The organism is Vibrio ruber DSM 16370, from assembly GCF_900163965.1.
Classification (GTDB): Bacteria; Pseudomonadota; Gammaproteobacteria; order Enterobacterales; family Vibrionaceae; genus Vibrio; species Vibrio ruber.
Genome location: NZ_FULE01000009.1, coordinates 1 through 25,026, shown reverse-complemented (window position 1 = coordinate 25,026; position 25,026 = coordinate 1). Strand labels below are relative to the sequence as shown.

Sequence of the window (25,026 nt, the reverse complement as noted above, 5' to 3'; positions counted from 1 at the left end):
CTAGTGGATTACGGTCAATCATGATGTGCTGTAAAGCAAACCGGGCAGCGTAGTTTGGTGTTTTGTGCCGAAAGCGTATATGGTTGAAGTTACATAAGTTTAAAACAAGGTATTGATGTCGTGATAAATTTTCCTAATTGGCTCGCTGGCATGGCCATTTCTTTACTGTTGTTAGGGTGTTCTGCGTCGGAGCAATCACTTGCCACACAAGGAGATTGGTATCAAATCGGTTATCGTGATGGGATTGCAGGACATCAACAGCGTTCCTATCAAGCGCTTCACAAGCTGGGGGCTGTTCAACTAGCCGATTATGATGAGGGATATGATGACGGGGTTACCCAGTATTGTAATCCAGATTTTGCCTATCAAATCGGGTTATCCGGTCAATATTATGATGGGGTTTGTGCCGGAACTCCGGCAGGAAACCGGTTTCGCATGGAGTGGCAACGTGGTTGGGATCAATATACCAGTCACTGAGCGACGAGCTATTGCATCTCTCAGCGACATGATTTAGCGACATGGTTCAGCGACATAGGTCAGCGAGTATTGAAACGACCAACAGATAACAGACCGTAACTGAATATTTTAAGACGACGGTCGGATTGCTTTACGTAAGAACCCTTCCGATTGTGAGAGCTTCTCAAGTGCTTCTTGATAATTCATATCGGTCAGCGCCATCAAAATTGCAACTTTGGCATTATTGTGGCTTTGTGCCAGTAATTGTTCGGCTCGTGTTTTTTCACAGTCCGTGGCTTGCATGACGATTCTGACAGCCCGGGCTTCCAGTTTTTTATTGGTGGCCTGAACATCAACCATCAGATTCTGATAGCTTTTACCTAAGCGGATCATGCTCGCGGTTGTCAGCATATTCAGGATCAGTTTTTGTGCTGTACCGGATTTCAATCGGGTTGAGCCGGTTAATGCTTCCGGCCCCACCAGCGGTGAGATGGCAATCTGTGCAATGGCTGCGATTTTGGAGTCCGGATTACAGGAGACGGCTACAGTTGTAGCGCCAATTTGGTTGGCATATTCCAGCCCGCCAATCACATAGGGGGTTCGGCCACTGGCTGCAATACCGACCACAACATCCTGCGGGGTAAGCGCAATGTTTTGGAGATCATCACTCGCTGCACTCGGGGAATCTTCACTGCCTTCCTGGGCTTTAAACATCGCTTCTTTGCCCCCGGCGATCAAACCGATCACCATCTGATCCGACACGCCGAAAGTGGGGGGACATTCCGATGCATCCAACACCCCCAGACGACCGCTGGTACCGGCACCGATATAAATTAATCGCCCTTTATTTTTAAATGCTGTGGTAATGGCATCGACTGCGGTCGCAATTTGAGGAATGACTTTTTCTACTGCAAAAGGCACGGTTTTGTCCTGCTGATTCAGTCGCTCCAGAATGGCTTCTGTAGACAGCAAATCGATATCCATGGTTTCCGGGTTTCGTCCTTCAGAAACCAGTTGAGACAGTGCGGACAGCAAAGCATCATTAGTCATAAGTTTCTACTCTTGTAATTTTATCGGGTGGTATAAATGACGCCCAGTGATACCGCTTGGGTAGCACCGGTGACTTCAGGAACGTTGCTCGGGAGTTCATGTATGCGTTGATAGGCCAGCCAGGCAAAAGCCATCGCTTCCATATAATCGTTGTCAACGCCTTGCTCCGATGTACCACTGACCAGCCAGTCTTTTAACAGGGTTTGTAGCTCCTGCATCAGTAAGGGATTGTTAGCTCCGCCACCACAGACAAATAGCCGGGGCTGAACACCGCTGGCATATAAACAGCTTTGATCGGCAATGGTTTCTGCGGTCAGCCGACACAGTGTTCTTTGTACGTCCTCGGGAGCAATGGGACGGTTCAGCAATTTGACTTTTGACCATACCCAATCGAGATTGAAGTATTCTCTGCCGGTGCTTTTCGGGGGGCGTTGTGAAAAATAGCGATCCTGTTTCATCAGTTCCAGTAACGCGGTATCAATGTGCCCGCTGCGGGCCATCTGTGCATCCTGATCGTATTTTTCTTGTGTATGATATTGGCACCAGGCATCCATCAGGATATTTCCCGGGCCGGTATCATATCCCAAAAGTGGCTGTTCCGGCCTGATTACTGAAATATTGGCAATACCACCGATGTTAAGTACAACCAGCGTCGCATTCTTATGCGGAAAAACGACCCGGTGAAAAGCAGGTACGAGTGGGGCACCTTGTCCCCCCAACGCCATATCTTTACGACGAAAATCCGCCACGGTATCAATACCTGTTTTGGTTGCGACAATATGGGCATCTCCGAGCTGCATTGTAAAAGGAGTGTCTCCGTCCGGATGATGATAGACCGTCTGTCCGTGACACCCGATTGCCCGGATATCTTCAGCCTGATAGCCGCTTTGTTCCAGCAGTGCATTGACTGCATCCGCAAACAAATGTCCCAGACGATGGTCGAGCCTGCCAATTGCTGGCAGATGTGTCGGCTGGCCGGTACAGATATCCAGAATGTTTTGTTTGATTGATTCGGGCATCGGATAGATTGCCGATGAGAGCAACTGAATATTCTGGCCATCGATTTCAATCAGAGCCACATCAACACCGTCCAGACTCGTGCCGGACATCACACCAATATACAATTCTTTCTCAGCCATGATCGTTTCCTTTGGGTGGCGCATCATTGCATTGTAATTGATTTTTGTCACAGCACCACTGTGCTGGCAAATCTTTGCTGATTGTTCTTTTTTATCTGTCCTTCAAAGCGTTAACTACCTGCAGAGCCGCGATACTGCTCTTGCGAATAGAACTGCATCCGGGCGCTGTTGTGTATATAATCGGCTCAAATCAATCATTCGAGTTCGGGAGACAGGTATGGGGCCGCTGTGGCTAGATGTTGAAGGATGTGAGTTGAGTGCGGAAGAAAAAGAGATGTTGGCGCATCCGACTGTCGGCGGGGTGATTTTATTCGCCAGAAACTATTTCGATTCAAGACAGTTGCAGGCTTTAACTCAGTCGATTCGACAATATGCAAGAACACCGGTACTGATTGGGGTCGATCAAGAGGGGGGCCGTGTTCAACGCTTTCAGGATGGATTTACCCGCTTACCGGCAGCCGCAAGTTATGCCCGTTCCCCTGAGAGTGAACGCTTAGCACGACTGGGTGGCTGGTTAATGGCCAGTGAGCTGATAGCGCATGATATTGATTTAAGCTTTGCCCCGGTTCTTGATACGGGATTTTCCTGTCGGGCAATTGGCAACCGAGCTTTTGGTGAAGATGATGAGACGGTCATATCAATGAGTCGGGCCTATATTCAGGGGATGAAATCTGCCGGGATGGCGACAACGGGCAAACACTTTCCGGGACATGGTGGGGTGGTCGAAGATTCACATAAAGAAACACCGTACGATCATCGTGAAGATATTTTCGACACGGATATGCAGGTGTTCCGGCAGCATATTCAGGCTGATTTACTGGATGCGATTATGCCGGCTCATGTGATTTATTCTCATTACGATCAACAGCCTGCGAGCGGTTCGGCATTCTGGCTGAAGCAGGTTTTACGGCACAAACTCGGTTTTAATGGCATTATTTTTTCGGATGATTTGGCGATGGAAGGTGCCTCGATCATGGGCGATGCGGTTGCCCGTTCCCATCAGGCCTTGGCGGCAGGATGCGATATGTTATTACTGTGTAATGATCGGGATGCATCAGTCCGCGTGTTGGATCATTTACCGATCATGGCTGTATCCGGTGCTGAATCTCTGCAAAAACAGCGCGCGTTTAATCCGGCAGAACTGAAAGCAACCCCTCAGTGGAAACAGGCTGTGGCAGCGCTCAGACCACTGACGGAGGAGTAACCCGGTATGTTGTCTAACTGATTCCGAGCGTTTCTTTTAAGTTTTTCAGATAGCGCCTGCTAACCGGCACCGTATATCCCGAAATGGTCAGTACCTCAGCCAGACCATGCTCGAGTAGCTTGATCTCCTGAATGTTTTTCGGATGAATCAAATACTGACGGTGGCAGCGCAGCAGCGGGGTTTTTTCTTCCAGATGTTTCAATGTAAGCTGGCTGGTGGCTTTTTTGTCACTGGTTTGGACATGCACGCCAGCCAGATCACTACTGACAAACTCAACGGCCTGTATTGGGATAATCACAATCCGGTTGAGTCCGGTGCACGGGATCTGTTCCAGTGACTTCGGGATAATAGAAGAGATATCCTGTCGTTGTATATCTCGTTTTAACCGTTGCAGGGTTTTGCGTAACCGCTGCTCATCAATGGGTTTGAGCAGGTAATCAAATGCGTTATCTTCGAAGGCTTGGACAGCATATTGATCATAGGCTGTGACAAAAACAATTCTCGGCATGGTTTCTTGATCTAACATCGCCAGTAGGTCGATACCGGTGATCTGCGGCATTTGGATATCAAGAAAAACGACGTCCGGTTTGAGCTGGTTGATCTGTTTCAGCCCGTCAATGGCGTTGCCGGCCTGACCGATGATCTTCAACGTGTCATCTTCTTCAAGCAGTTGAATCAGTTCTTCTCTGGCATGTATTTCATCATCAATAATCAGTACTTGCATTCAGATAGTCTCTCAAAGATATTTCAAGTTAGGTTTGGGAGTAAAAACTGCATTTTTGTCGAGACATCCGGCTGGATGTCAGTTTGCAGTTGTGATGAATGACCAAAGTAATTGATCAGACGTTTTTCGACGATTTGCATACCAAGCCCCTGGATCGGATGGGGTGAAGCGCGGTAGAGCCCGGCATTATCTTCAACAACAATCAGGTGTCCGTGTGCTGTGGGTTGGTTATAAATACGTATTTTTCCTTGCCCGAGTAAATTAGAGGTGCCATGTTTAATCGCATTTTCCACTAAAGGCTGGAGTGTAAAGGTGGGTAGATGCCGCTCCATGAGTGACGGATCGATCTGAATCTCAATTTCAAGGCGATCACAAAAGCGGGCTTGTTCAATCCTCAAATAGGCATTTACGTGCGCCAGCTCTTCTGCAAGGGTGATGGTTTCAATATTCTGTTTTAAGTTACTGCGAAAGAAATGAGCCAGATGTTGAATCAGTTCGCGAGCCTGCCGGGGGTCGGTGCGAATGATCGCACTAATGGTATTCAATGCATTAAAGAGAAAATGAGGATTCACTTGCGCATGAAGGAGCTTGATCTCTGACTGAGACAACAATGTTTTCTTCTGTTGATATTCACCATGCAGGATCTGACTCGATAATAACTGTGCAATCCCTCCGGCCATTGACATATTGATCGATGAAAACAGTTTACGCTTCTGTTCATACAGTTTGATCGTGCCGATAACGCGATCATCAACGCGTAACGGAATGATCAGCGCAGACCCTAATTTACAGTCCGGCGACAGTGAGCATTGATAAGGACGCTCATATCCATCGAGATAGATAATTTCATTTTTCTCAATCGATTCCAGTGTTTTGGGCGATGAAATGGGAGTGTTGGGATGATGGTGATCATCACCGATGCCAATGAACGCAAGAATTTTTTCTCGATCGGTAATGGATACGGCGCCGACATTGGTTTCTTCATAGACGATTCGGGCGACCGGCCCGGCGGTTTTAGCCGTAAATTCATCGGACAGCAGCCCGACGGAACGTTCAGCAATGCGTAATGCCTTGCGGGAAAAGGTTGCAGAGTATTCTTCATAAATCGATTTTTTGTCTTTGAGAATACTCATAAACAGCGCGGCGCCGACAGAGTTGGCGATAATCATTGGCGCTGCAATGGTACTGACCAGTGAAAACGCTTGGTCATATGGTTTGGCAACCGATAAGATAATCAACATCTGAATCACTTCCGCGAATAGCGTGATCCCGAACACCACTCCCGGTTGAAACAGACGTTCCCGTTGGTATCTTCTCATCAGGTAGGTATGCAGTAACCCGCCGATGAGACCTTCAGTTGTGGTTGAAATCGCACAGGCTAAATCAGTAAAGCCGCCCAAGCTGTAACGATGAAGTCCACCAGTCAGGCCCACCGCAAAACCGACGACCGGCCCACCGAATAACCCGCCCATCACTGCACCGATAGCCCGGGTATTGGCGATAGCATCATCGATTTGTAAGCCAAAGTAAGTGCCCAGAATGCAAAACAGCGAAAAAAGCACATAAATGGACAACCTATGTTCCAGGCGGGAAGAAATATTCAGGAGTGGCAGAAACAGGGGCGTTTTACTGAGCATATAAGCAAGCACAAGATAAACGCACATTTGTTGCAGCAGGGAAAGAATCACATCCATGGTCAGACAAAATATCTTGTAAACTGTTTGCTTATTTTAGGGGAAGGCGTAGCAATAAAATACTAACCTGTCAGTGAATTGTGATGACGTGATGGCGTTGTTAGAATGTAAATAATTATTTACACTTAATGTTTTTATTTATTTACATTCACAAGTGGCGTTTTTGCTGGTAATTTAAGTTTTAAATGTGATTTAATTCTCTGAATAGAAAATGAAGTGTAAAATTATTTGTACAGGTGGCGACAATGAATGAACTCAATGATATTAATATAATTGACCAACAGGTTTTGATTACGCCGGAAGCACTGAAAGCGAAGCTGCCTCTGAGTGAAAATGCACAGCAATTCATTCATCAGTCCCGTCAGACGATTGCTGACATTATTCATAAACGGGATCACCGTTTACTGGTTGTTTGTGGCCCTTGTTCGATTCATGATCTGAGCGCAGCCAAAGAATATGCGCAACGTTTTAAAGCGTTAGCTGAAGCGGTGAGTGATCAACTGTATTTAGTCATGCGGGTTTATTTTGAAAAGCCACGGACAACCGTGGGCTGGAAAGGATTAATCAATGATCCGCATCTCGATGGTACATTCGATATTGAACACGGGCTGCATGTCGGCCGGCAATTATTGGTCGAGTTGGCAGAAATGGAAATCCCGCTTGCAACGGAAGCGCTTGATCCGATCAGTCCTCAATATCTTTCCGATACATTTAGCTGGGCAGCTATCGGAGCGAGAACGACGGAATCTCAGACTCACCGGGAAATGGCCAGCGGTCTATCGATGCCTATCGGGTTTAAAAATGGCACAGATGGTAGCTTATCTACGGCAATTAATGCGATGCAGGCTGCTTCATCGAGCCACCGTTTCATGGGGATTAACGCTGAAGGACAGGTCGCGTTATTGACGACTCAGGGGAATGCGAATGGGCATGTGATCCTGCGTGGTGGTAAGCAAACCAATTATGATTCAGTTTCTGTTGCTGAATGCGAAGCAGAAATGCACAATGCACAACTTGACCCGGCATTGATGGTAGACTGTAGTCACGCGAACTCTCGTAAGGACTTCAGACGTCAGCCACTAGTCGCTGAAGATGTGATCCATCAGATCCGTGAGGGAAATCGCTCGATTATCGGATTGATGATCGAAAGCCATATTCATGAAGGAAACCAATCCGCAGATTTGCCTCGTGAGGAAATGCAATACGGTGTCTCCATTACGGATGCATGTATCAGCTGGGAAGCGACTGAAACCTTGCTGTGTCGTGCACATCAGGATCTGGTTCCATTTTTAGAGAAACGTTTGCAAGATTAAAGAGGTTGTTCATGTCAGTTGAGCTCAACGCGTTACGAGATCAGATAGATGAAGTCGATCAGCAGATGATTAAACTGCTTGCCCGTCGTCTGGCGTTGGTTGAAAAAGTCGGTGAAGTGAAGAGTCAGCACGGTTTACCGATTTATGCCCCGGAACGTGAAGCCGCAATGCTGGCGGCACGCCGTGAAGAAGCTGAGAAGCAAGGTGTTCCGGCTCAACTGATTGAAGACATTCTACGCCGGACGATGCGTGAATCTTATGCTAGTGAGAAAGATGCCGGGTTTAAGTGTCTGAACCCAGAATTGCGTCCGATAGTGATTGTCGGTGGGCAAGGGCAGCTAGGCCGCTTGTTTGCCCGGATGTTCCGTTTGTCCGGTTATACGGTAAAAATATTGGGGCGTCAGGACTGGGAACATGCTGATGAGCTGTTGCAGGATGCGGGTATGGTTGTTGTGACTGTGCCGATTCATCTGACACTGGATGTCATCTCGAAACTCAACAATTTGCCTGAAGATTGTATTTTATGCGATCTGACCTCAATAAAATCTAAGCCGTTACAAGCGATGCTTGATGTTCATTCGGGGCCGGTTGTCGGATTGCACCCGATGTTTGGTCCGGATGTCCCCAGCCTTGCGAAGCAGGTTGTTGTTTATTGTGACGGGCGCGGAGCCGAGCATTATCAGTGGCTACTCCAGCAACTATCGATGTGGGGAGCCAGTCTATGTCAGCTCCGGGCTGAAGATCATGATCACGGGATGACGTTGATTCAGGCGTTGAGGCACTTTACATCTTATGTGTATGGCCTGCATTTATCGAAAGAAAACCCCGATTTGGCAAAACTGCTTCAGCTCAGTTCACCGATTTATCGTCTGGAGCTTGTGATGGTCGGGCGCTTGTTCGGCCAAGACCCGAATCTGTATGGTGATATCATCTTCTCCTCGGAAGAAAATACCGCTATGATTCGCCGCTTTTATCAGTGTTTTACCGAAGCGATGACGATCATCGATGAACAGGATAAGGCGCGATTTATCGAAAGCTTTGCTAAAACCAGTCAATGGTTTGGTGACTACTCGCAAAAATTTATGTCAGAGAGTCAGAGTTTACTCAAACATGCCAATGATGCGATTCATCGCGGGTAAATATTCAGTTGTATTATCGACGGAAAGTATAAAAAAGAGCGGGTTACCCGCTCTTTTTTACATTGTCAGCACGAATAAACCACTGCTTTTCGTTGTGGTTATTGTTAAGCCAGCTTATGTTTATATTGAATCAGGTGTGTCACTTTCATCACCCAAATCAGTCAGGTGTTCGAGTTCCCGGTGGAGCAGGGCGTCATCGCCAACATTTAGCTCAATCAGCCGTTTCAGGTGGGAAATACTTTCGACATCGATATAAGCAATACTTGCGTGCAAGATACTGTTTTCCAAACTGACAATATTTGCAGTCATTTGAATCGAGATATCACTTTCAGGGAGTGGGAATTCAATGTAAACCGGTTGGTGGGGATCGAGTCTCGGTTCACCAATGACGGAAAGCAGTATCCCGTGCAGTGATAAATCCTGAACCGTTGTTGCAATGTGGACTGACCCTTGAGTCAGTAAAGCCGGAGCCCGGTAGATAATCCGTGAAAATCGACGTTTTTCTGCCATATCTCTGCCTCTGTGTGGTAGAGGGGTGCCCGGTGTACGAAGGATACACCGCCATTTGTCTTTCCCGATAATAAAAAGGCCGCAAGTGGCGGCCTTTTACATCAACAGAAAACACTATTTCGCAATACGTTTGTATTTAATGCGATGTGGTTCTGCCGCTTGAGCACCCAGTGTCTGTTTTAGCCATTCTGAGTATTCAGTATAGTTACCTTCGTAGAAGTTGACTTGCCCTTCATCACGGTAATCAAGAATATGTGTCGCAATTCTGTCAAGGAACCAACGGTCATGCGAAATCACCATGGCACATCCCGGAAATTCGAGCAACGCTTCTTCCAGCGCCCGCAGTGTTTCCACATCGAGATCGTTGGTCGGTTCGTCAAGCAGTAAGACGTTACCGCCAGCTTTGAGCAGTTTTGCCAGATGGACGCGGTTCCGTTCACCTCCGGAGAGTTCTCCGATGACTTTTTGCTGATCGACACCTTTGAAATTGAAGCGCGAGCAGTAGGCACGAGCCGGAACCTCAAAGTTATTGATGCGGATAATGTCGGCGCCTTCGGAAATTTCCTGAAAAACAGTATTTTTATCGTTCATACTGTCACGGAACTGATCAACCGAAGCGAGCTTCACCGTATCACCGATGTCAATGGTGCCGGAGTCAGGCTGTTCTATACCGCTGAGCATCTTGAACAGGGTAGATTTACCTGCACCATTTGGACCAATGATACCCACAATCGCCCCTTTCGGCATGGTGAACGACAGATCATCAATTAACACTCTGCCATCGAATGACTTGGTGAGATTTTTCACTTCAATGACTTTTTCACCTAAACGTTCACCGGGCGGGATGAACAGTTCATTGGTTTCATTACGTTTTTGATGATCGCTGCTTTGCAACTCTTCAAAGCGAGCCATCCGGGCTTTTGATTTTGCCTGACGACCTTTTGGATTCTGACGAACCCATTCGAGTTCTTTCTCGATGGTTTTCTGACGGGCTTTTTCCTGAGCCGCTTCTTGCTTCAGACGGGCATCTTTCTGCTCCAGCCAAGAGGTATAATTCCCTTGCCATGGAATACCTTCACCACGGTCAAGCTCCAGAATCCAGCCCGCAGCATTATCCAAGAAGTAGCGGTCGTGGGTAATGGCTACCACGGTGCCACTGTAATCAACCAGAAAATGCTCCAGCCAAGCAACGGATTCGGCATCCAAGTGGTTGGTTGGTTCGTCTAATAGCAGCATGTCTGGTTTTTCCAGTAGCAAGCGGCAAATCGCGACCCGACGCCGTTCACCACCGGAAAGGTGACTAATTTTCGCATCCCATTCAGGCAGGCGAAGTGCATCTGCAGCACGCTCTAGCATGTTGTCAAGGTTGTGGCCATCTTTGGCCTGAATTAAGGCTTCCAGTTCTCCTTGCTCTTTGGCAAGTGCATCAAAATCTGCATCCGGTTCAGCGTAAGCTGCATAAACTGCGTCGAGACGCTCAAGGGCATTTTTTACATCAGAAACTGCTTCTTCAACAATTTCGCGGACGGTTTTGCTTTCATCCAGTACCGGTTCTTGTGGCAGATAACCGACATTTAGTCCGGGTTGAGGACGTGCTTCGCCATCAATGTCGGTATCAATACCAGCCATGATACGGAGCAGCGTTGATTTACCTGCGCCATTGAGACCCAGAACACCAATCTTGGCACCCGGGAAAAAGCTTAGAGAGATATCTTTCAGGATTTGTCTTTTCGGGGGCACGATTTTGCTCACCCGAGACATTGTATACACGTATTCAGCCATTGCCGATCGTTCCTAACTGTTACTCATAGACCAAAACCGTCATTTTATACTAATCAGATGACATTTGTTACTTGCAGACATTTTTTTCATCCAGACTTTGGGGGCGTCAGATGATTTGTGAAAAAATATGCAAATTGATGTTGTTTGAGATTTTTTGTTAATTTAGCCTCTCTCATGTAATAAATGAGGAAATTATGGCTAAAATGTTAAGAAATCGTTCTAGGGGAATCAGGCCGATTATATCGTTTATGAACGGGTTATGGCAGAAAGGTATATTGCCCATTGTATTTGGGGTTGTGCTCGGCTGTTTCTATATACCGAATAGTTTGGCGCAAAGCGACTTAACACTGGAACAACAGCGTCAGCTTTACGAGCAGGCTCAACTTTGGCTGGATCATCAAGATGTCGATAAATACCACCGTATCCGTGACCAGCTGCTTGATTACCCTTTAACACCTTATCTTGATTATCGCTCTATTTTAGTCAACATCGGTGATAAGCCGCCATTGGTTATCAAAAATTTCATCGACAGCCACCGCAACTTCCCATTTTCCGGACGAATCAGTGCGCCTTATATAGAGGCGTTGGCTCAGAAGAAGAAGTGGTCCGTTTTATTGACCTATCAACGTTCGCTTCCCAGACAAGAAAAATATCGTTGCTATTACTATACAGCGATGTGGCACACCGGCAGAAAAAGTGAAGCCTATCAGGGCGCTGAATCGCTATGGCTGAGCGGGGAAAGTGTCTCCGATGCGTGCGATTTTTTATTTTCTCAGTGGCGTCAGACGCGGTTTTTTACGGATCGACAGATTATTGAGCGAATGTTTCTTGCATTTGAACAACGCAGTTTCTCTCTGATGCAGTATCTCACTCGACAGTTAAAAACGGATCAATCACATGGACAGGCGCAACGATTGCTGGATGTCTATCGTGACCCGAAGCGGGTACTGGCACTGATCAATACCAATACATTAAGTGCTGATGATGCTAAAACGGTCGTGCTTGGTTTAAAAAAATGGGCCGCTGAGAAGCCGATTGCCGTGTATTCGCTGATCGCACAACATCAACTGACAGTGCTGAATACTGAAGCACTGAATCAGCTTTCTCTCTATGTCGCCAGACAATTACTGGATGAAGAACAAGCATCGGGGATTACTGAATGGCGGGATCAAGTCATTACAGAAAGCGGTGATGTCCAGTTAATCGAACAACGTATTCGTCAGGAAATCAGACAAGGGGACTGGCGTCATATTCATCGCTGGATTGGCTATTTACCCGAATCATTACAACAGTTGCCCAAATGGCAGTTCTGGCTTGGCCGCAGTGAGATCGAATCGGGTAATGAAGCCGAAGGTATCAATAAACTCGCTGCGCTCACCGAATTACGAAGTTTTTATGGGGTGGCGGCATCGGAGATTCTGCAACAGCCGTTTGTCTATCGCACGACGACACTGAACTACAACCCTGATTTGATTGAACCTTATCAGAAAGCGCTGATTCGGATTGAGGAGTTGATTGAGCGAGGGAAAATTGCGGCTTCTAAAAGCGAGTGGCGTTGGCTGCTGCAGCGTGTTTCAGTAGAAGAGCGTGCAATGCTGGCACGTTATGCCGCAACAGCGCACTGGTATCATCTGGCTGTCGTCGCTTCGATTCAGGCCAAGCTGTGGGCCAATCTGGATCTGCGTTTTCCCAGAGCTTATCTGAAATGGTTTGAATTTTTTGGCAATAAAAACAATGTTGATCCGATCTCATTGATGTCTTTAGCAAGACAGGAAAGTGCGATGGATATTGAAGCGCACTCTCCGGTGGGAGCCAAGGGATTGATGCAAATTATGCCATCTACCGCCCGGCATGTTGCCAAAAAATACCGACTGCAGTACCACAATGCCAATGATCTGTTTAATGTGGAAAAAAATATTGAGCTGGGTAGTCAGTATCTTCATGAATTGCTGACCCGATATGACGGGAACCGGATTCTGGCTTTTGCTGCATACAATGCAGGGCCATACCGGGTTGATCAATGGTTAGAAGATTCGGATGGTGGGCTGGATGTGTATCGGTTCATCGAGTCGATCCCTTTCCATGAAACCAGAGGCTATGTGCAAAATGTCTTGATGTTCGAAAACTACTACCGGTATTTGATGGGAGTGGAAGGTAATTTTTTACAGCATACCGAAGTGGAGACAAAATATTGATTCCATTGGGCGATAAAACGACTACAATGGATGAGTGTATCAATCAACGAGTACAGTCATGTTACAGCAACCGAAATTTACTGACTGGCAGTCTTTATTGGAGCTGCTGAGAGAAGCATCGGAACAAGATCGTCTGGCAATGGTGTTGACGATGATGATGACTTCAGATGAGCGGGAAGCGTTGGTTTCCAGAATCAATATATTTTATGAGCTACTCAAAGGTGATATGTCTCAGCGGCAGATTAGTCAAATGCTGGGAGTGGGCGTTGCAACGATCACCAGAGGTTCGAATGAACTGAAATCATGTTCTGAAGACAATAAAGCAGCCTTGACGGAACTGCTGCTTGGAAAAAATTAATTCCCCTTTCGATCAGCCGGTTGAGTTTGACGGTGAACATACGGTCAACCTCAGCCGGCTTGATTTTTGGCTTCCCGATATTGCGTTGTTAACCGATACCTCCCTGAGTCAGTTTCTGCGGGGCGAGTAGTTTTTCCAATTCTTCTCTACTCAGATCGGTTTCTTCAACTGCGACATCAATAATTGCTCGCTGTTGTTGATAAGCTTGTTTGGCGATTTTGGCCGCTTTTGAATATCCGATAACGGGATTGAGCGCAGTGACTAAAATCGGATTCTTCGCCAAGGCAACATCCAGATTGTCCTGACGCACTGTAAATGTTGCAATGGCTTTATCGGCTAATGCTGTAGCGCTGTTGGCCAGCAGTTCGATACTTTCCAGAATATTATGAGCAATGACAGGTAACATCACGTTGAGCTGAAAGTTGCCGGACTGTCCGGCAATGGTAATGGTTGCATCATTACCAATCACTTGAGCTGCGGCCATTGCCGTTGCTTCCGGAATGACAGGATTAACCTTGCCGGGCATGATCGATGAGCCGGGTTGTAGTCCTTGGAGCTCTATTTCCCCTAATCCGGCAAGCGGACCTGAATTCATCCAGCGCAGATCATTTGAAATTTTCATCAGAGCGACGGCTGTGGTTTTTAATTGGCCTGATAGGGCGACAATGGCATCCTGACTACTGAGATTGAAAAAGAAGTTGTCACTGCTGGTGAACTGGATCCCGGTTTTTTGAGACAAGTGTTCAACAAAGGCTGCGGCAAACCGAGGGTCTGCATTGATGCCAGTCCCGACGGCTGTCCCACCTTGTCCTAAAGCTTTGACTGACGTCAGACTATGCTCAATTCCCTGCATCGCATGTTGAATTTGATGAGCCCAGCCGCTGAGTTCCTGAGCAAATGTAATCGGCATTGCATCCATCAAGTGGGTACGTCCTGTTTTGACGCAATGGCCCACTTCGCTACTTTTCTGCTTGAGAGTTTCAACCAGGTGACGCAACGCAGGCAGTAGTTGTTGCTCGATAGACAAGGTACTGCTGACTTGAATGGCTGTCGGAACCACATCGTTGCTGCTTTGCCCCATATTGACATGATCATTCGGATGTATCTGGTCATCGAGAATCCGGGATGCGAGTGTCGCAATGACCTCATTGGCATTCATATTTGAACTTGTTCCGGAGCCGGTTTGAAAAATATCAATAGGAAATTGTTCTAGGTGCTGTCCGTCAATAATTTGTTGGGATGCGAGTTGAATTGCTTTGGCAATATCATCTTCCAGTAAGCCCAATTGAACATTGGTTTGTGCTGCTGCTTGTTTGATATAGGCTAAAGCCTGAATAAACCCGTCTGGCATTGGTCTTTTACTGATGGAAAAATTATTCACAGCGCGTTGTGTTTGTGCCTGATAGAGGGCATCCGCAGGAACCTGCACTTCTCCCATACTGTCGGCTTCAGTTCTGAATGTTTGTTTCATGAGTGCGCTCCTATGATTTATTAATCGAGTATGGTCTGAATCATTCTTAACTGTTGTTGTAGTTCCATAAGTTTAACATCGCCATTATCGAGCTGGTGGTAATAGCGTTTGAGCGTAAGCAGTGGGATATGGATTGAATCGAGACAGATGCGGCGGAAAATTCGACTGTTGGCGGGATTTTGAATGGCGTCCAGAAGATGAAAAAAAATCTGACGGAGAAACAATTCATGGAGTAACGAGTTTTCATGATGTGTCTCGGGACGATAAAGTGACGCGAGCAGCAGACCACTCTGAATATATTCCTGAATAATCTCAGGCTCGCTTCCCAGAGGCTGGTTATCGTGAATGAACCGATCCTGAGCTTTGAAAAAAGCGTTATATAAAATCTCTTCTCGATGCATAGTCTCACCTCTCAGTATAATGATAATTATTATCATTATACCGGTTCGAATGCAAGTTGGTGCGGTTGGTTAATTTGAAGTGAGAGTCAGGTTATCAGGATAAAGTGTTGGATTGATGAACGGAACCAGCGCCAGAATCAAAGCCTGATGATAAACCGAACCACGAGTAAGAAGGTGGTTGGTCAGTAAGCCGATCGCACCGCCCTGCTGTTTGATATTGGTTGTCTGAAACAGGTGATCCATAACGCTACCGAGTTCAGTTTCACGATTTAACTGCGTGACGACTTTCGGAGGAAGCGGCAGGCTGGAAGAGCGGGATTCGCCTCTTTTCTGTCCAGATTCGATAACCATCCATGCATAAGTAAATTGTCCTTCTACACCTGCTTCCAAACCCACATAGAAATCCGCATCCGGTATTTTCTTGCGGGCGTTGGAAACACGGTTTAATGCGCCTAAACGTGTTTCTGAGTCACTCATCGGTTGTTCCGGGACATGACTGGGAACAGAAATACCGCTTACATCTGCCTGGAGTGTCGGGAATACTTCTTGGAAGGCATTCTTTACCGCATTAATTTTAACTGGATTGAGTGATGCGACAATAATTCGGGCCATCATTGTGTTCCTTTTGATTGTTCTGCGAGTGTTTTCAGTTCAGTGATCGACAGTGGTTTACCGAAATAATAGCCCTGTAAATAATCACATTGGTATGCCTGCAGCCATTGATACATGCTTTCCGTTTCGATCCCTTCAGCCGTGACTGCCATATTCTGAGAATGGCACAGGTCAATCAATGGTTTCACGACCTGATGTTTTTCCGTGGCAATTAGGGTATCAAGAAACTGACGATCTAATTTGATTTTTTGGACTGGGTATTGAACTAACTGTGAAAGCGATGTGTATCCGGAACCAAAGTCATCAATCGTCAGGCCAAATCCAAGCTTCGATAATTCGTGTAATAGTGGAAAACTCTGAGATTCGGCGGCAAATGTTTCAGTAATTTCAAACTCTACCAAATGAACAGGGATCTGATAAGTGGTCGCAAGTGCTTCAATATATTCTGCCAGTTTTAAGGAGTTCAGTTCTGCGGATGACAGGTTGATTGCAATTTTTTTCGGTTCATCCTGAAGGTTTTGTAGTGTTGCGAATTCTTCAAAGGCCTTGCGGATGACCCAACGATCGATATCACCGAATAATCCGGTTTGCTCTGCTATTGGAATGAACTCATCGGGAGAGATCTCGCCCAACTTAACGGATTCCCAGCGCAGTAACACTTCAAATCCCATGATGGTTGTTCCGGAGCCGGTAAAATAGGGTTGATAAACCAAACTAAACTCATGATCGAAAGAACCGTTTCGGAGTGCCCGCTCAATGTTCACCCGACGTCTGACAACTTTATCGAGTGCTTTTGAGTAATGTGCTATCTGGTTTTTGCCTGCATTTTTTGCCTGATACATCGCGGTATCAGCGTTGGAGAGGAGTTTCTCAATATGTTGACCATCTTCCGGGAAGGTCGCAATGCCGATACTGGCTGTAATCGGGAAGTGCCCTATGGGTGACTGTGCCCGATTTTGTATTGGTTCTAATAGTTTCCGGGCAAATTCATCAGCGACTTTAAGTTGCTGAGTGGATGAATGAAGCAGAATGGCAAATTCATCTCCGGAAAGCCGGGCGGCCAGACACTGTACGTCATAGGTCTGATTAAAATCTTGGCATAATGTTTCGATGTGATTTGCAAAGTTAATCAGTAGTGAGTCCCCGATTTGATGTCCATATTTATCATTGACGTATTTAAAGTTATCTAAATCAATATAGAGAGCCCAGATATCTGTTCGTGCCTGAGAAAGAATCGCTTTGGCATGACGTTGAAACTGGTGACGGTTCGCCAGATTAGTGAGGTGATCGTTTTCGGCCAATAACTTGGTTTGCTGGTAGGTTTTCTCCAGTTCGGTATACATGACATAAAATCTTGATGATAAACGTCCGATCTCATCATTGCTCGACAGCACTTCAATATTTTTACGCTGATTGTTTTCAACTTCCTGTAATTGATGATCCAGTCGGGTGATTGGATTAATCACATGTCGATATAGCAGGAGCAATAGCAGGATAACTGTAAAAAGTGCTGAGACATTAAACGCTAAAATTAACGCTTTCTGGATAGCATTGAGCTGTTGATTCAGAATCAATGGTGCCGGATCCAGTGTTGCGAACCAGCCGGGCTGAAGTTCAACTGTTTGGACAAGTTCTTGTTTTTCAGAGGTTGTATTCTTCGCAGAGTGGTCGGTGAAAAAAATGGTGGTTTGGTTATCGTATTCCAGATTTTTTTTCAGATGATTGAAACGATCAAGCGTTGCATAAACCAGAACGAAAAAGATCTCATTCTGGTTATAACTCAGCGGTGTTTGCAGCGTTTTCGTATCTAAAACATCATAACGAACTAAGACACCTTCTCCGGATGAATTTTCAGTGTAGCCAACATACTTTAGTTTTTTGGTTTGTCGGTATACTTGCTCGGTGTAGTTTAGAATTTTGGGATCTATCTGGGCAAATGGGTCATGACTTCTGTCAGCATAGTAAAGAACCTTGTGTTGGCTATTCAGAATCGATAACGCGACAAACTGTTGTTGCTTGGGTTGAAGTGCATAAATGGTGTCATTCAGGTTATCAACCAGCTCAAGTTCTCGGAACGGATTCTGTTCATGGTGAATATAATGGCGAATAATATCGCTTTTAGCCAATGTGTAGGCATAACTACTAACCAGTGTATTCGTTTGACGATAATAACCTGCTAGTTTTTCCATGTTGAGTTGTAGGTAACTATCAGTCCGTTTAATGAGTGCATCTTTTTGCATCACATAAATAATGTAAGTCGATGCAGCAGCACCCATTAAAATAACAGGTGCGATGAGTAATAATATTCTATGGCTGAGCTTCATGCTGATTAATTAGGCTATTAATGATTTTAGATCGTATATTTAAATTCAAGGGTGAAAGTTCCGTATCAATAATGACATTCTTCATATTTCCGATTGGTGGAAAAACACTCTTATCATGAATAAAACTTGCCGGAAGTTGTTTGAGTGCTGCCATATTTGGTGTTGCCGCTCCGATATCCAGGGCATTTTTAGCTGCGACATCCGGTTGCATCAGGTAATTCAAGAAATCTTTTGCTGCCTTTTTATTGACTGAATTACTATTGATTGCCATACAGTCAACCCAAATAAATATCGGTCCGTCAGGGGTGATAAAATGCCAATTGTCATTGTGAAAATACCGATTGAGTGAATATTGATCGCCACTATATCCCAATGCCATGTACAGGTTATTATTATCTTTGTGGCTTCGTACGTAGCTTAGTGCATATTCATAAGTAATAATATTGGCGTTAAAACGTTCCATTGCATGATAAGCGGCTCTCAACTCAGGTAAGGCATCCGTTATCGGGGATAGGTGTTGTGCATACAGGAAAGGTAACAATGTTTCGACGCTGTCTTGTATCATACCGATATGCCCTTTGACCGCTGGGGGGGGATTCATGAATTCAGACCATGTGCGCGGAGGGGAAACGATTTTATTTTTTCTGTAGACAATCCCAACACTTCCCCAAAAATAGGGAATGGCGTGTGTCCCGCAAACTTGATTCCAACGGGGGTCGATATATTGACGGTTTTCTAGTGATGAGAGATCCTCAAAAGCATCCTGACGGGCAAAAATTTGAGCAGAAACATTATCTAAAACAATAATATCAAAAGGAAGCTGAAAACTTTTCAGCATGAGCAGACTTCGCTCATCATCATTATCGAAATGAAATTGATGTAAAGGGATATTAAAATATTTATTCCACTCTGATATGACATGTTTTGACAGCGTGTCTTCCCACAGATAAATATTAAGTTCTGAAGCTCTGGCTGTTAAGGGGATAGCAGCAAAGATAATGATCAGTATTCTAACCAGTTTTTTAAACATCATATATGTGTTTGAACCTGACGTATGCCGAACCTGAAAATAGGGTAGATGCTATTTGCTACTTTATCCTATATTTCAGATAACAATACGACGAAAGACTAAGTTTGGGTGAGAGCATTCATTGGTACCCACGGATTCTATGTTGCCGATGCCGTATTGTCAGCTGTATCAAATGTTGAAATCACCAGTTTCTCAATATTGTTCCACTTGCGTCGGTTTTACATTTTCAATCGGATAACACCCCAGCACTTTGAGGAATTTCGTTAACCGGGTTAATTCTTCTAAGGCTTTTTGCATTTCGGCCGACGCTAAATGAGCCGCTAAGTCAACATAGAACATCTCTTCCCAAGGGTTTCCCATCACCGGTCTTGATTCAAGTTTAGTCATATTAATTCCCAGTTTTTGCAACACATGCAGTGTTGAAACCAGAGCACCGGCTTCCTGGGATGTTGCCATAATCAGTGTTGTTTTGGCGGGAATTTGTAAGGAAACTTCGACGGGTTTCCGAGCCACAATAATAAAGCGAGTATAGTTCTCGGTTTGATTAGCGATATTGGTTTTGATGGGTTGTAAGCCGTAAAGTTTTCCGCTTGAAGCATTACCGATCGCGACGATATCATGGCGGTTCATCTCTTTGACTTTCTGCATCGCATCCGCGGTACTGATGCAGGATTCCAGAGTGACATGACGCATATACCCTAAAAATTCACTGCACTGTTGTAGGGGTTGTGGGTGAGAGTAAAGCACCCGAATATCTTCCAGAGAAATATCTTGTGTTGCCAGCAGGCAGTGTTCTATCGGTAGTGTTAATTCTCCGACAATATGTAATGTTGTGCGTTGCAGCAGATCATACACTTCGTTAATTGAGCCTGAGCTGGTATTTTCAATCGGTAATACGCCGTAATCTGCGTGTCCTGATTCAACCGATTTGGTGACATCTTTGAACTGCTCGCTATTCATTTCAATCAGTTCGACATTTTTCCGGCTAAAATATTCACGAGTTGCCAAATGTGAGTAGGAGCCTTTCGCTCCCAGAAAAGCAACGCGGGAAGTCGGTTTTCTGTGCACCGGGTTGGCTAAATTCTGTAAATAGTTTTGTTGCAGTAAGACGGAATCTTCAATAATGGTGTAAAACACTTTAGTAATATAGGGAGCATCTAACTGGTATTTTTCTTTACCATTATTAATCAGTTTAACCAGTAATTGTTGTTCTCTGTCGGCATCGCGCACAGGTTTGGCGGTTTCCACCTTGCTTTTTGCCACTTCAATACTTAATTTACGGCGTTCTGAGAGTAACTGAAGTAACTGATCGTCTAACTCGTTCAGTCTTAAGCGAATATCCTGCAAAGAGTACTTCTGAGACGTCATAATATTTCCTCATAAGAAAAGACCTCCGCACAGAAAGGAGGCCTCCATTTGTTATTTTATATGCGCAATGATTGTCATTTTGATTCGGAGTTTCGGCGCTGATTCATAGGATGAATCTAAAATCGAAAATGGTCATGAGTCACACAATAAGCAAGGTCTTATAAGGCGTCAAGCAAAAAAACAGCGCTGAATCAGCGCTGTCAGAGATGATGAATATTTCCTGTTTACAAGGTCGTAGATGGGTCAATTTTATCTTTATCGGTGCGTCTGGCCTCAGGTTTGTGTCTCAGCTTATTGAGCTGACGTTCCAGCTTTTGCTCAACTTCATTCACCGCGATATAAAGATCCTCGTGTGTGGCCGAGGCAACCAGTTGCCCTTTAGGAATAGAAATGACAGCCTCAAATTTTTTCTTTTTATCCGGCTCTTCTTGGAAAGTGGTTTGACAGCCAATGATATCTACTTGCCATTTTTCCAGTTTTTTGATTTTCCCTTCGATATGCTCGCGGATTGCAGAGGTGACTTCAATATTCTTACCGATAATGTTTACATTCATAGGTGATTCCTCTGTTGCTATCCCATCTGGATTACTTTCAGGTTACCTGTTTGATATGGAAAAAATGTGACGAATGTCACTTAAATGAATGGCAAATTCTGACGTCGAACCAAACGTGATCTGTCGCAAAGAGTCATCGCGAGAAAGTGAAAAAAGAGTTGAGAATATTTTACGGCACGGTAGATTAGAAGAAGGTTGAACTGAAAAATATTTGTTTTTTAGTGGCTTATCTCAGCCTGTTAAAAAGCACCAGATTAAAAAGTATCCAGAGATACAACTCAGATAACTTATCTTATGCCTTCCGCCCTAAATCGTCTTGCTCCTCTCAAGATGAGAAGAGCAATCCGTCAGTATATTAAGTCGTAATTATTCGATAGGGTTTAATTGGATGAGTGTTTTCGTCCGATTTACAGCCTCGGTTAACCCTAACTGTTGGTAAGCTTTTAATTGTATTTGTAGCGATTGTCTCGCAGCTTCAGTATCCGGGAAGGTTTTCTGCAATTCCTGACAACGTTTGATTGCTGCGATCCATGCTTCTCTTCTCAAATAAAAATCTGCTGTTGCTAAGTCGTAATTGGCCAGTCTGTTTTTGAGGGCCAGAAGCCGTTGATGGGCATCTTTGGCATAAGGGCTGTTTGGATAGCGCTCAAGTAATTTCTTAAAATCGGCAAAAGCTTCTTTTGCAGGCTCAGGATCGCGATCCGAACGATCAATATTAAACAGATCCTGCATAAAGTTTGTATCTTGGGCGATGTTAGTTAAGCCCCGCATATACAGCACCCAGTCGATTTTATCGTGAGTCGGATTTAAACGCATAAACCGATCGATCGTTGCCAGACTCATGGCGAGCTGATCACTTTTATAATAAGCGTAGATCAGATCAAGCTGAACCTGTTTGGAATACGCACCGAACGGGTAACGTGAGTCCATGGCTTCCAATTTTTCAATTGCATTGGTCCAGTTACCACTTTGCAAAGAGACTTTGGCTTCTGAATAGAGCTGTGAAGGGGGAATATCGGGAACAACATGTTCACTGCTGGAGCATCCCGCGAGAAGTGTCAGCGCAAGTAGACCTGATAAAGCTTGGTATTTCATGTCAGAAGTGGCTTCCTTTAATTCAAAATAGTTCAGTGAAAGTTCTCTTTGTAAAAGGTTACGTTACTTTCTCTGTGGTAACAGATACAATAGTGCATCATTTTATCCATACTAGGGACTATTAGTCTCCTTGTTTTTTAAAAAGTTCGATATGGCTCAGCAGATTGAATTAAAGAGTACCGTAAGAGATAGTCAGTTAGGACAACGCCTTGATCAGGCGATTGCTGAACTGTTTTCTGATTTTTCCCGTTCTCGTCTTAAAGAATGGTTACTTGCCGGCAAAGTGGTGGTCGATGGCGAGGTTGTGATTAAACCGCGTCAGAAAGTCATGGGAGGGGAAGAAATTATCCTTCACGCTGAACTGGAAGACGAAGAACGCTGGTTGCCTCAGGATATTGCCTTGGATATTGTCTATGAAGATGATGATATTCTGGTGATCAACAAACCTCGTGATTTTGTGGTTCATCCCGGTGCCGGGACGCCTGATGGTACGGTATTGAATGCATTACTGCATCACTATCCACAAATTGCGGAAGTGCCGCGAGCGGGGATTGTCCACCGTTTGGACAAAGATACCACCGGTTTGATGGTGGTGGCGAAGACGGTTCCGGCGCAAACGCGTTTAGTCCGAGCGCTTCAGAAACGCAAAATTACCCGGGAATATGAAGCGATTGCAATTGGCACGATGACCGCTGGTGGTCTGGTTGATCAACCGATTGGACGACATCCGACCAAACGGACATTAATGGCAGTGTCACCAATGGGAAAACCGGCAGTAACACATTACCGGGTTGCAGAACATTTCCGTGAACATACGCGGATTAGATTACGTCTGGAAACCGGCCGAACTCACCAAATCCGGGTGCATATGGCATCGATTCAGCATCCGTTGTTGGGTGATATTGCTTATGGCGGACGGGTCAAAATTCCCAAAGGCGCGGATGACGATGTGGTGGCGTTGATCAGAAACTTTGATCGTCAGGCGCTACACGCGGTGATGCTGCGGTTTGAACATCCGATCACAGGAGAAGAGCTGGAATTTCATGCTCCGGTTCCTGAAGACATGGTAATTCTGACCGAAGCATTACGTGATGATATCAACAAATATGGCAAAGATGAGTATTCATCATGATTATCCCCGACTGGCAACATCCTCAAAATATTCAGGCGGTGTTTTCGACGCGCCAACGCGGTATTTCTACAGGGAAATATCAAAGTTTGAATTTGGGGATGCATGTCGGAGACTTACCGGAGCATGTTGCTGAAAATCGTCAACGGATCATTGCGTCTGCACAAATGCCTTCGGCACCGGTATGGATGAATCAAACCCATTCAACGCGAGTGCTAGAGATTGATTATCCTACGCCCGATGTTGTGGAGGCCGATGGGATTTTTACCCGGACGCCCGGGGTTGTTTGTGCCGTGATGACCGCAGATTGTCTGCCGATTTTGATGACCAATGCATCAGGGACTGAAGTGGCAGCGGTTCATGCTGGCTGGCGAGGGTTGGCGAACGGTATTCTTGAAGAAGCCGTTGCCTGCTTCTCCGGGGAAATTATGGTATGGCTGGGACCCGCGATAGGGAAAACCGCTTTTGAAGTCGGTGATGATGTCGTTAGTGCATTTACCCGAGTTGATCCAATGGCAGAGCAAGCATTTGAGCCCCGTCAGCAAGCAGGGAAATGGTTCGCAGATTTGGTGCAATTGGCACATCAACGTCTGAACCGAGCTGGTGTGAAACAGGTGTTCTCCAGTGGTTTATGTACATACAGTGATGCACACAACTTCTTTTCTTTCCGACGTGATGGTGTCACCGGAAGACAAGCTTCATTTATTTGGATCAAATAACCATCCTTTTGTGGTGGTAATTTGACCATGTCCCCTTGAAAAAACGATCCGGCGTATCCATTTTTCTATCAGTGAATTTTATTGCTCCGTAGAAAGCAGGAGATAGATATGCGCCTTGATCGGTTTACCAGCAAATTTCAAATTGCTATTTCTGATGCCCAGTCACTTGCACTCGGGCGTGATCATCAATATATAGAACCCGTCCATTTGATGGTGGCTTTGCTCGATCAAAATGGCAGCCCGATTCGCCCCCTGTTGACCATGCTAGATGTGGATGTCATGCATTTACGCTCCAAACTGGGAGAAATGCTTGACCGACTGCCTAAAGTGAGTGGTATTGGTGGCGAAGTTCAATTGTCGAATACGATGGGCACACTCTTGAACATGTGTGACAAGATTGCCCAGAAACGGCAAGATGCTTATATCTCTTCCGAAATTTTTCTTCTTGCTGCTTTAGAAGACAAAGGGCCGCTCGGGCAATTACTCAAAGAAATTGGTTTAACGGACAAAAAAGTCTCAGACGCAATCGAAAAAATTCGTGGCGGGCAGAAAATTAATGACCCGAATGCGGAAGAGCTACGTCAGGCACTTGAGAAATATACTATTGATCTCACCGAGCGTGCGGAACAGGGCAAACTGGATCCCGTCATTGGCCGCGATGATGAGATCAGACGGACGATTCAGGTTCTTCAACGTCGGACCAAGAATAACCCGGTGATTATTGGTGAACCCGGTGTGGGTAAAACCGCGATTGTTGAA

At 45.5% G+C, this 25,026-nt stretch carries 24 protein-coding genes; 10 read left to right on the top strand and 14 right to left on the bottom strand.

Annotated elements, in window-relative coordinates; all coding sequences use genetic code 11:
- Nucleotides 1–150 precede the first annotated feature (150 nt).
- Complete coding sequence (locus VR7878_RS02595; protein WP_077333165.1) at nt 151–477, top strand: DUF2799 domain-containing protein; 327 nt, start codon at nt 151–153, stop codon at nt 475–477.
- Nucleotides 478–585: 108 nt separating this feature from the next.
- On the opposite strand, the gene murQ is transcribed toward VR7878_RS02595, so the two are convergent.
- Both murQ and VR7878_RS02585 read right to left on the bottom strand, forming a co-directional pair.
- A complete protein-coding gene (gene murQ / locus VR7878_RS02590; protein ID WP_077333163.1) occupies nt 586–1,506 on the bottom strand; it encodes an N-acetylmuramic acid 6-phosphate etherase in 921 nt (306 codons plus the stop codon).
- Nucleotides 1,507–1,526: 20 nt separating this feature from the next.
- Nucleotides 1,527–2,645, bottom strand: coding sequence for an anhydro-N-acetylmuramic acid kinase (locus tag VR7878_RS02585; protein ID WP_077333161.1), 1,119 nt, complete (start codon nt 2,643–2,645; stop codon nt 1,527–1,529).
- Between the two features lie 217 nt (nt 2,646–2,862).
- Between VR7878_RS02585 and nagZ the strand changes: the two genes are divergently transcribed.
- Nucleotides 2,863–3,849 (top strand): beta-N-acetylhexosaminidase, encoded by a 987-nt coding sequence (gene nagZ / locus VR7878_RS02580; RefSeq protein ID WP_077333159.1) that lies wholly within the window; start codon nt 2,863–2,865, stop codon nt 3,847–3,849.
- Between the two features lie 13 nt (nt 3,850–3,862).
- Here the strand turns inward: nagZ and btsR are convergent, their stop codons facing one another.
- Both btsR and VR7878_RS02570 read right to left on the bottom strand, forming a co-directional pair.
- Entirely contained in the window at nt 3,863–4,573 is a 711-nt protein-coding gene (btsR, locus tag VR7878_RS02575) for a two-component system response regulator BtsR (protein WP_077333157.1), read from the bottom strand.
- 23 nt (nt 4,574–4,596) lie between these two features.
- Nucleotides 4,597–6,267: a sensor histidine kinase gene (locus tag VR7878_RS02570; RefSeq protein ID WP_077333155.1), complete on the bottom strand. Its 1,671-nt coding sequence runs from the start codon at nt 6,265–6,267 to the stop codon at nt 4,597–4,599.
- Nucleotides 6,268–6,512: 245 nt separating this feature from the next.
- Here VR7878_RS02570 and VR7878_RS02565 point away from each other — a divergent pair, with 245 nt between their 5' ends.
- Nucleotides 6,513–7,580, top strand: a complete 1,068-nt coding sequence (locus tag VR7878_RS02565; RefSeq protein WP_077333153.1) for a 3-deoxy-7-phosphoheptulonate synthase — start codon at nt 6,513–6,515, stop codon at nt 7,578–7,580.
- Nucleotides 7,581–7,591: 11 nt separating this feature from the next.
- Nucleotides 7,592–8,719: a bifunctional chorismate mutase/prephenate dehydrogenase gene (gene tyrA, locus VR7878_RS02560; RefSeq protein ID WP_077333151.1), complete on the top strand. Its 1,128-nt coding sequence runs from the start codon at nt 7,592–7,594 to the stop codon at nt 8,717–8,719.
- Nucleotides 8,720–8,839: 120 nt separating this feature from the next.
- Here the strand turns inward: tyrA and VR7878_RS02555 are convergent, their stop codons facing one another.
- Nucleotides 8,840–9,229 (bottom strand): PilZ domain-containing protein, encoded by a 390-nt coding sequence (locus tag VR7878_RS02555; RefSeq protein WP_077333149.1) that lies wholly within the window; start codon nt 9,227–9,229, stop codon nt 8,840–8,842.
- Nucleotides 9,230–9,343: 114 nt separating this feature from the next.
- On the bottom strand, nt 9,344–11,011 hold the full coding sequence (gene ettA, locus VR7878_RS02550) for an energy-dependent translational throttle protein EttA (protein ID WP_077333147.1): 1,668 nt from the start codon (nt 11,009–11,011) through the stop codon (nt 9,344–9,346).
- Between the two features lie 194 nt (nt 11,012–11,205).
- Here ettA and VR7878_RS02545 point away from each other — a divergent pair, with 194 nt between their 5' ends.
- From VR7878_RS02545 to VR7878_RS21035, 3 genes are read left to right on the top strand one after another with little or no spacing between them, the layout of a single operon-like run.
- Nucleotides 11,206–13,206 carry a transglycosylase SLT domain-containing protein gene (locus VR7878_RS02545; RefSeq protein WP_139343986.1) on the top strand — a complete coding sequence of 667 codons (2,001 nt, stop codon included), beginning with the start codon at nt 11,206–11,208 and terminating at the stop codon, nt 13,204–13,206.
- Between the two features lie 58 nt (nt 13,207–13,264).
- Nucleotides 13,265–13,564: a trp operon repressor gene (gene trpR / locus VR7878_RS02540; protein WP_077333143.1), complete on the top strand. Its 300-nt coding sequence runs from the start codon at nt 13,265–13,267 to the stop codon at nt 13,562–13,564.
- Nucleotides 13,551–13,694 carry a hypothetical protein gene (locus VR7878_RS21035; RefSeq protein ID WP_159440420.1) on the top strand — a complete coding sequence of 48 codons (144 nt, stop codon included), beginning with the start codon at nt 13,551–13,553 and terminating at the stop codon, nt 13,692–13,694. Before trpR ends, VR7878_RS21035 begins: the two co-directional genes overlap by 14 nt.
- Here the strand turns inward: VR7878_RS21035 and VR7878_RS02535 are convergent.
- The 8 genes from VR7878_RS02535 to bamD all read right to left on the bottom strand — a co-directional run bounded on the left by VR7878_RS02535 (nt 13,653) and on the right by bamD (nt 22,419).
- The gene (locus VR7878_RS02535; protein ID WP_077333141.1) at nt 13,653–15,035 is read right to left on the bottom strand and encodes a class II fumarate hydratase; all 1,383 of its coding nucleotides are present in this window, start codon (nt 15,033–15,035) and stop codon (nt 13,653–13,655) included. The genes VR7878_RS21035 and VR7878_RS02535 overlap by 42 nt on opposite strands.
- 20 nt (nt 15,036–15,055) lie before the next feature.
- A complete protein-coding gene (locus tag VR7878_RS02530) occupies nt 15,056–15,436 on the bottom strand; it encodes a hypothetical protein (protein WP_077333139.1) in 381 nt (126 codons plus the stop codon).
- A 69-nt stretch (nt 15,437–15,505) separates the two neighbouring features.
- Complete coding sequence (yjjX, locus tag VR7878_RS02525; RefSeq protein ID WP_077333137.1) at nt 15,506–16,048, bottom strand: inosine/xanthosine triphosphatase; 543 nt, start codon at nt 16,046–16,048, stop codon at nt 15,506–15,508.
- Nucleotides 16,048–18,372, bottom strand: coding sequence for a putative bifunctional diguanylate cyclase/phosphodiesterase (locus VR7878_RS02520; protein WP_077333135.1), 2,325 nt, complete (start codon nt 18,370–18,372; stop codon nt 16,048–16,050). Before VR7878_RS02520 ends, yjjX begins: the two co-directional genes overlap by 1 nt.
- A complete protein-coding gene (locus VR7878_RS02515; RefSeq protein ID WP_077333342.1) occupies nt 18,356–19,402 on the bottom strand; it encodes a polyamine ABC transporter substrate-binding protein in 1,047 nt (348 codons plus the stop codon). Before VR7878_RS02515 ends, VR7878_RS02520 begins: the two co-directional genes overlap by 17 nt.
- Nucleotides 19,403–19,594: 192 nt before the next feature.
- The gene (pheA, locus tag VR7878_RS02510; RefSeq protein ID WP_077333133.1) at nt 19,595–20,770 is read right to left on the bottom strand and encodes a prephenate dehydratase; all 1,176 of its coding nucleotides are present in this window, start codon (nt 20,768–20,770) and stop codon (nt 19,595–19,597) included.
- A 224-nt stretch (nt 20,771–20,994) separates the two neighbouring features.
- On the bottom strand, nt 20,995–21,324 hold the full coding sequence (hpf, locus tag VR7878_RS02505; RefSeq protein ID WP_077333131.1) for a ribosome hibernation-promoting factor, HPF/YfiA family: 330 nt from the start codon (nt 21,322–21,324) through the stop codon (nt 20,995–20,997).
- Between the two features lie 366 nt (nt 21,325–21,690).
- Nucleotides 21,691–22,419 (bottom strand): outer membrane protein assembly factor BamD, encoded by a 729-nt coding sequence (gene bamD, locus VR7878_RS02500; RefSeq protein ID WP_077333129.1) that lies wholly within the window; start codon nt 22,417–22,419, stop codon nt 21,691–21,693.
- Nucleotides 22,420–22,570: 151 nt separating this feature from the next.
- On the opposite strand from bamD, the gene rluD reads away from it, so the two are divergent.
- The 3 genes from rluD to VR7878_RS02485 all read left to right on the top strand — a co-directional run.
- Nucleotides 22,571–23,551 (top strand): 23S rRNA pseudouridine(1911/1915/1917) synthase RluD, encoded by a 981-nt coding sequence (gene rluD / locus VR7878_RS02495; RefSeq protein ID WP_077333127.1) that lies wholly within the window; start codon nt 22,571–22,573, stop codon nt 23,549–23,551.
- Nucleotides 23,548–24,267 carry a peptidoglycan editing factor PgeF gene (gene pgeF / locus VR7878_RS02490; protein WP_077333125.1) on the top strand — a complete coding sequence of 240 codons (720 nt, stop codon included), beginning with the start codon at nt 23,548–23,550 and terminating at the stop codon, nt 24,265–24,267. Before rluD ends, pgeF begins: the two co-directional genes overlap by 4 nt.
- 108 nt (nt 24,268–24,375) lie before the next feature.
- Nucleotides 24,376–25,026, top strand: a 651-nt coding sequence (locus VR7878_RS02485) for a Clp protease N-terminal domain-containing protein (protein ID WP_306345792.1), incomplete at its 3' end; no start/stop codon positions are given.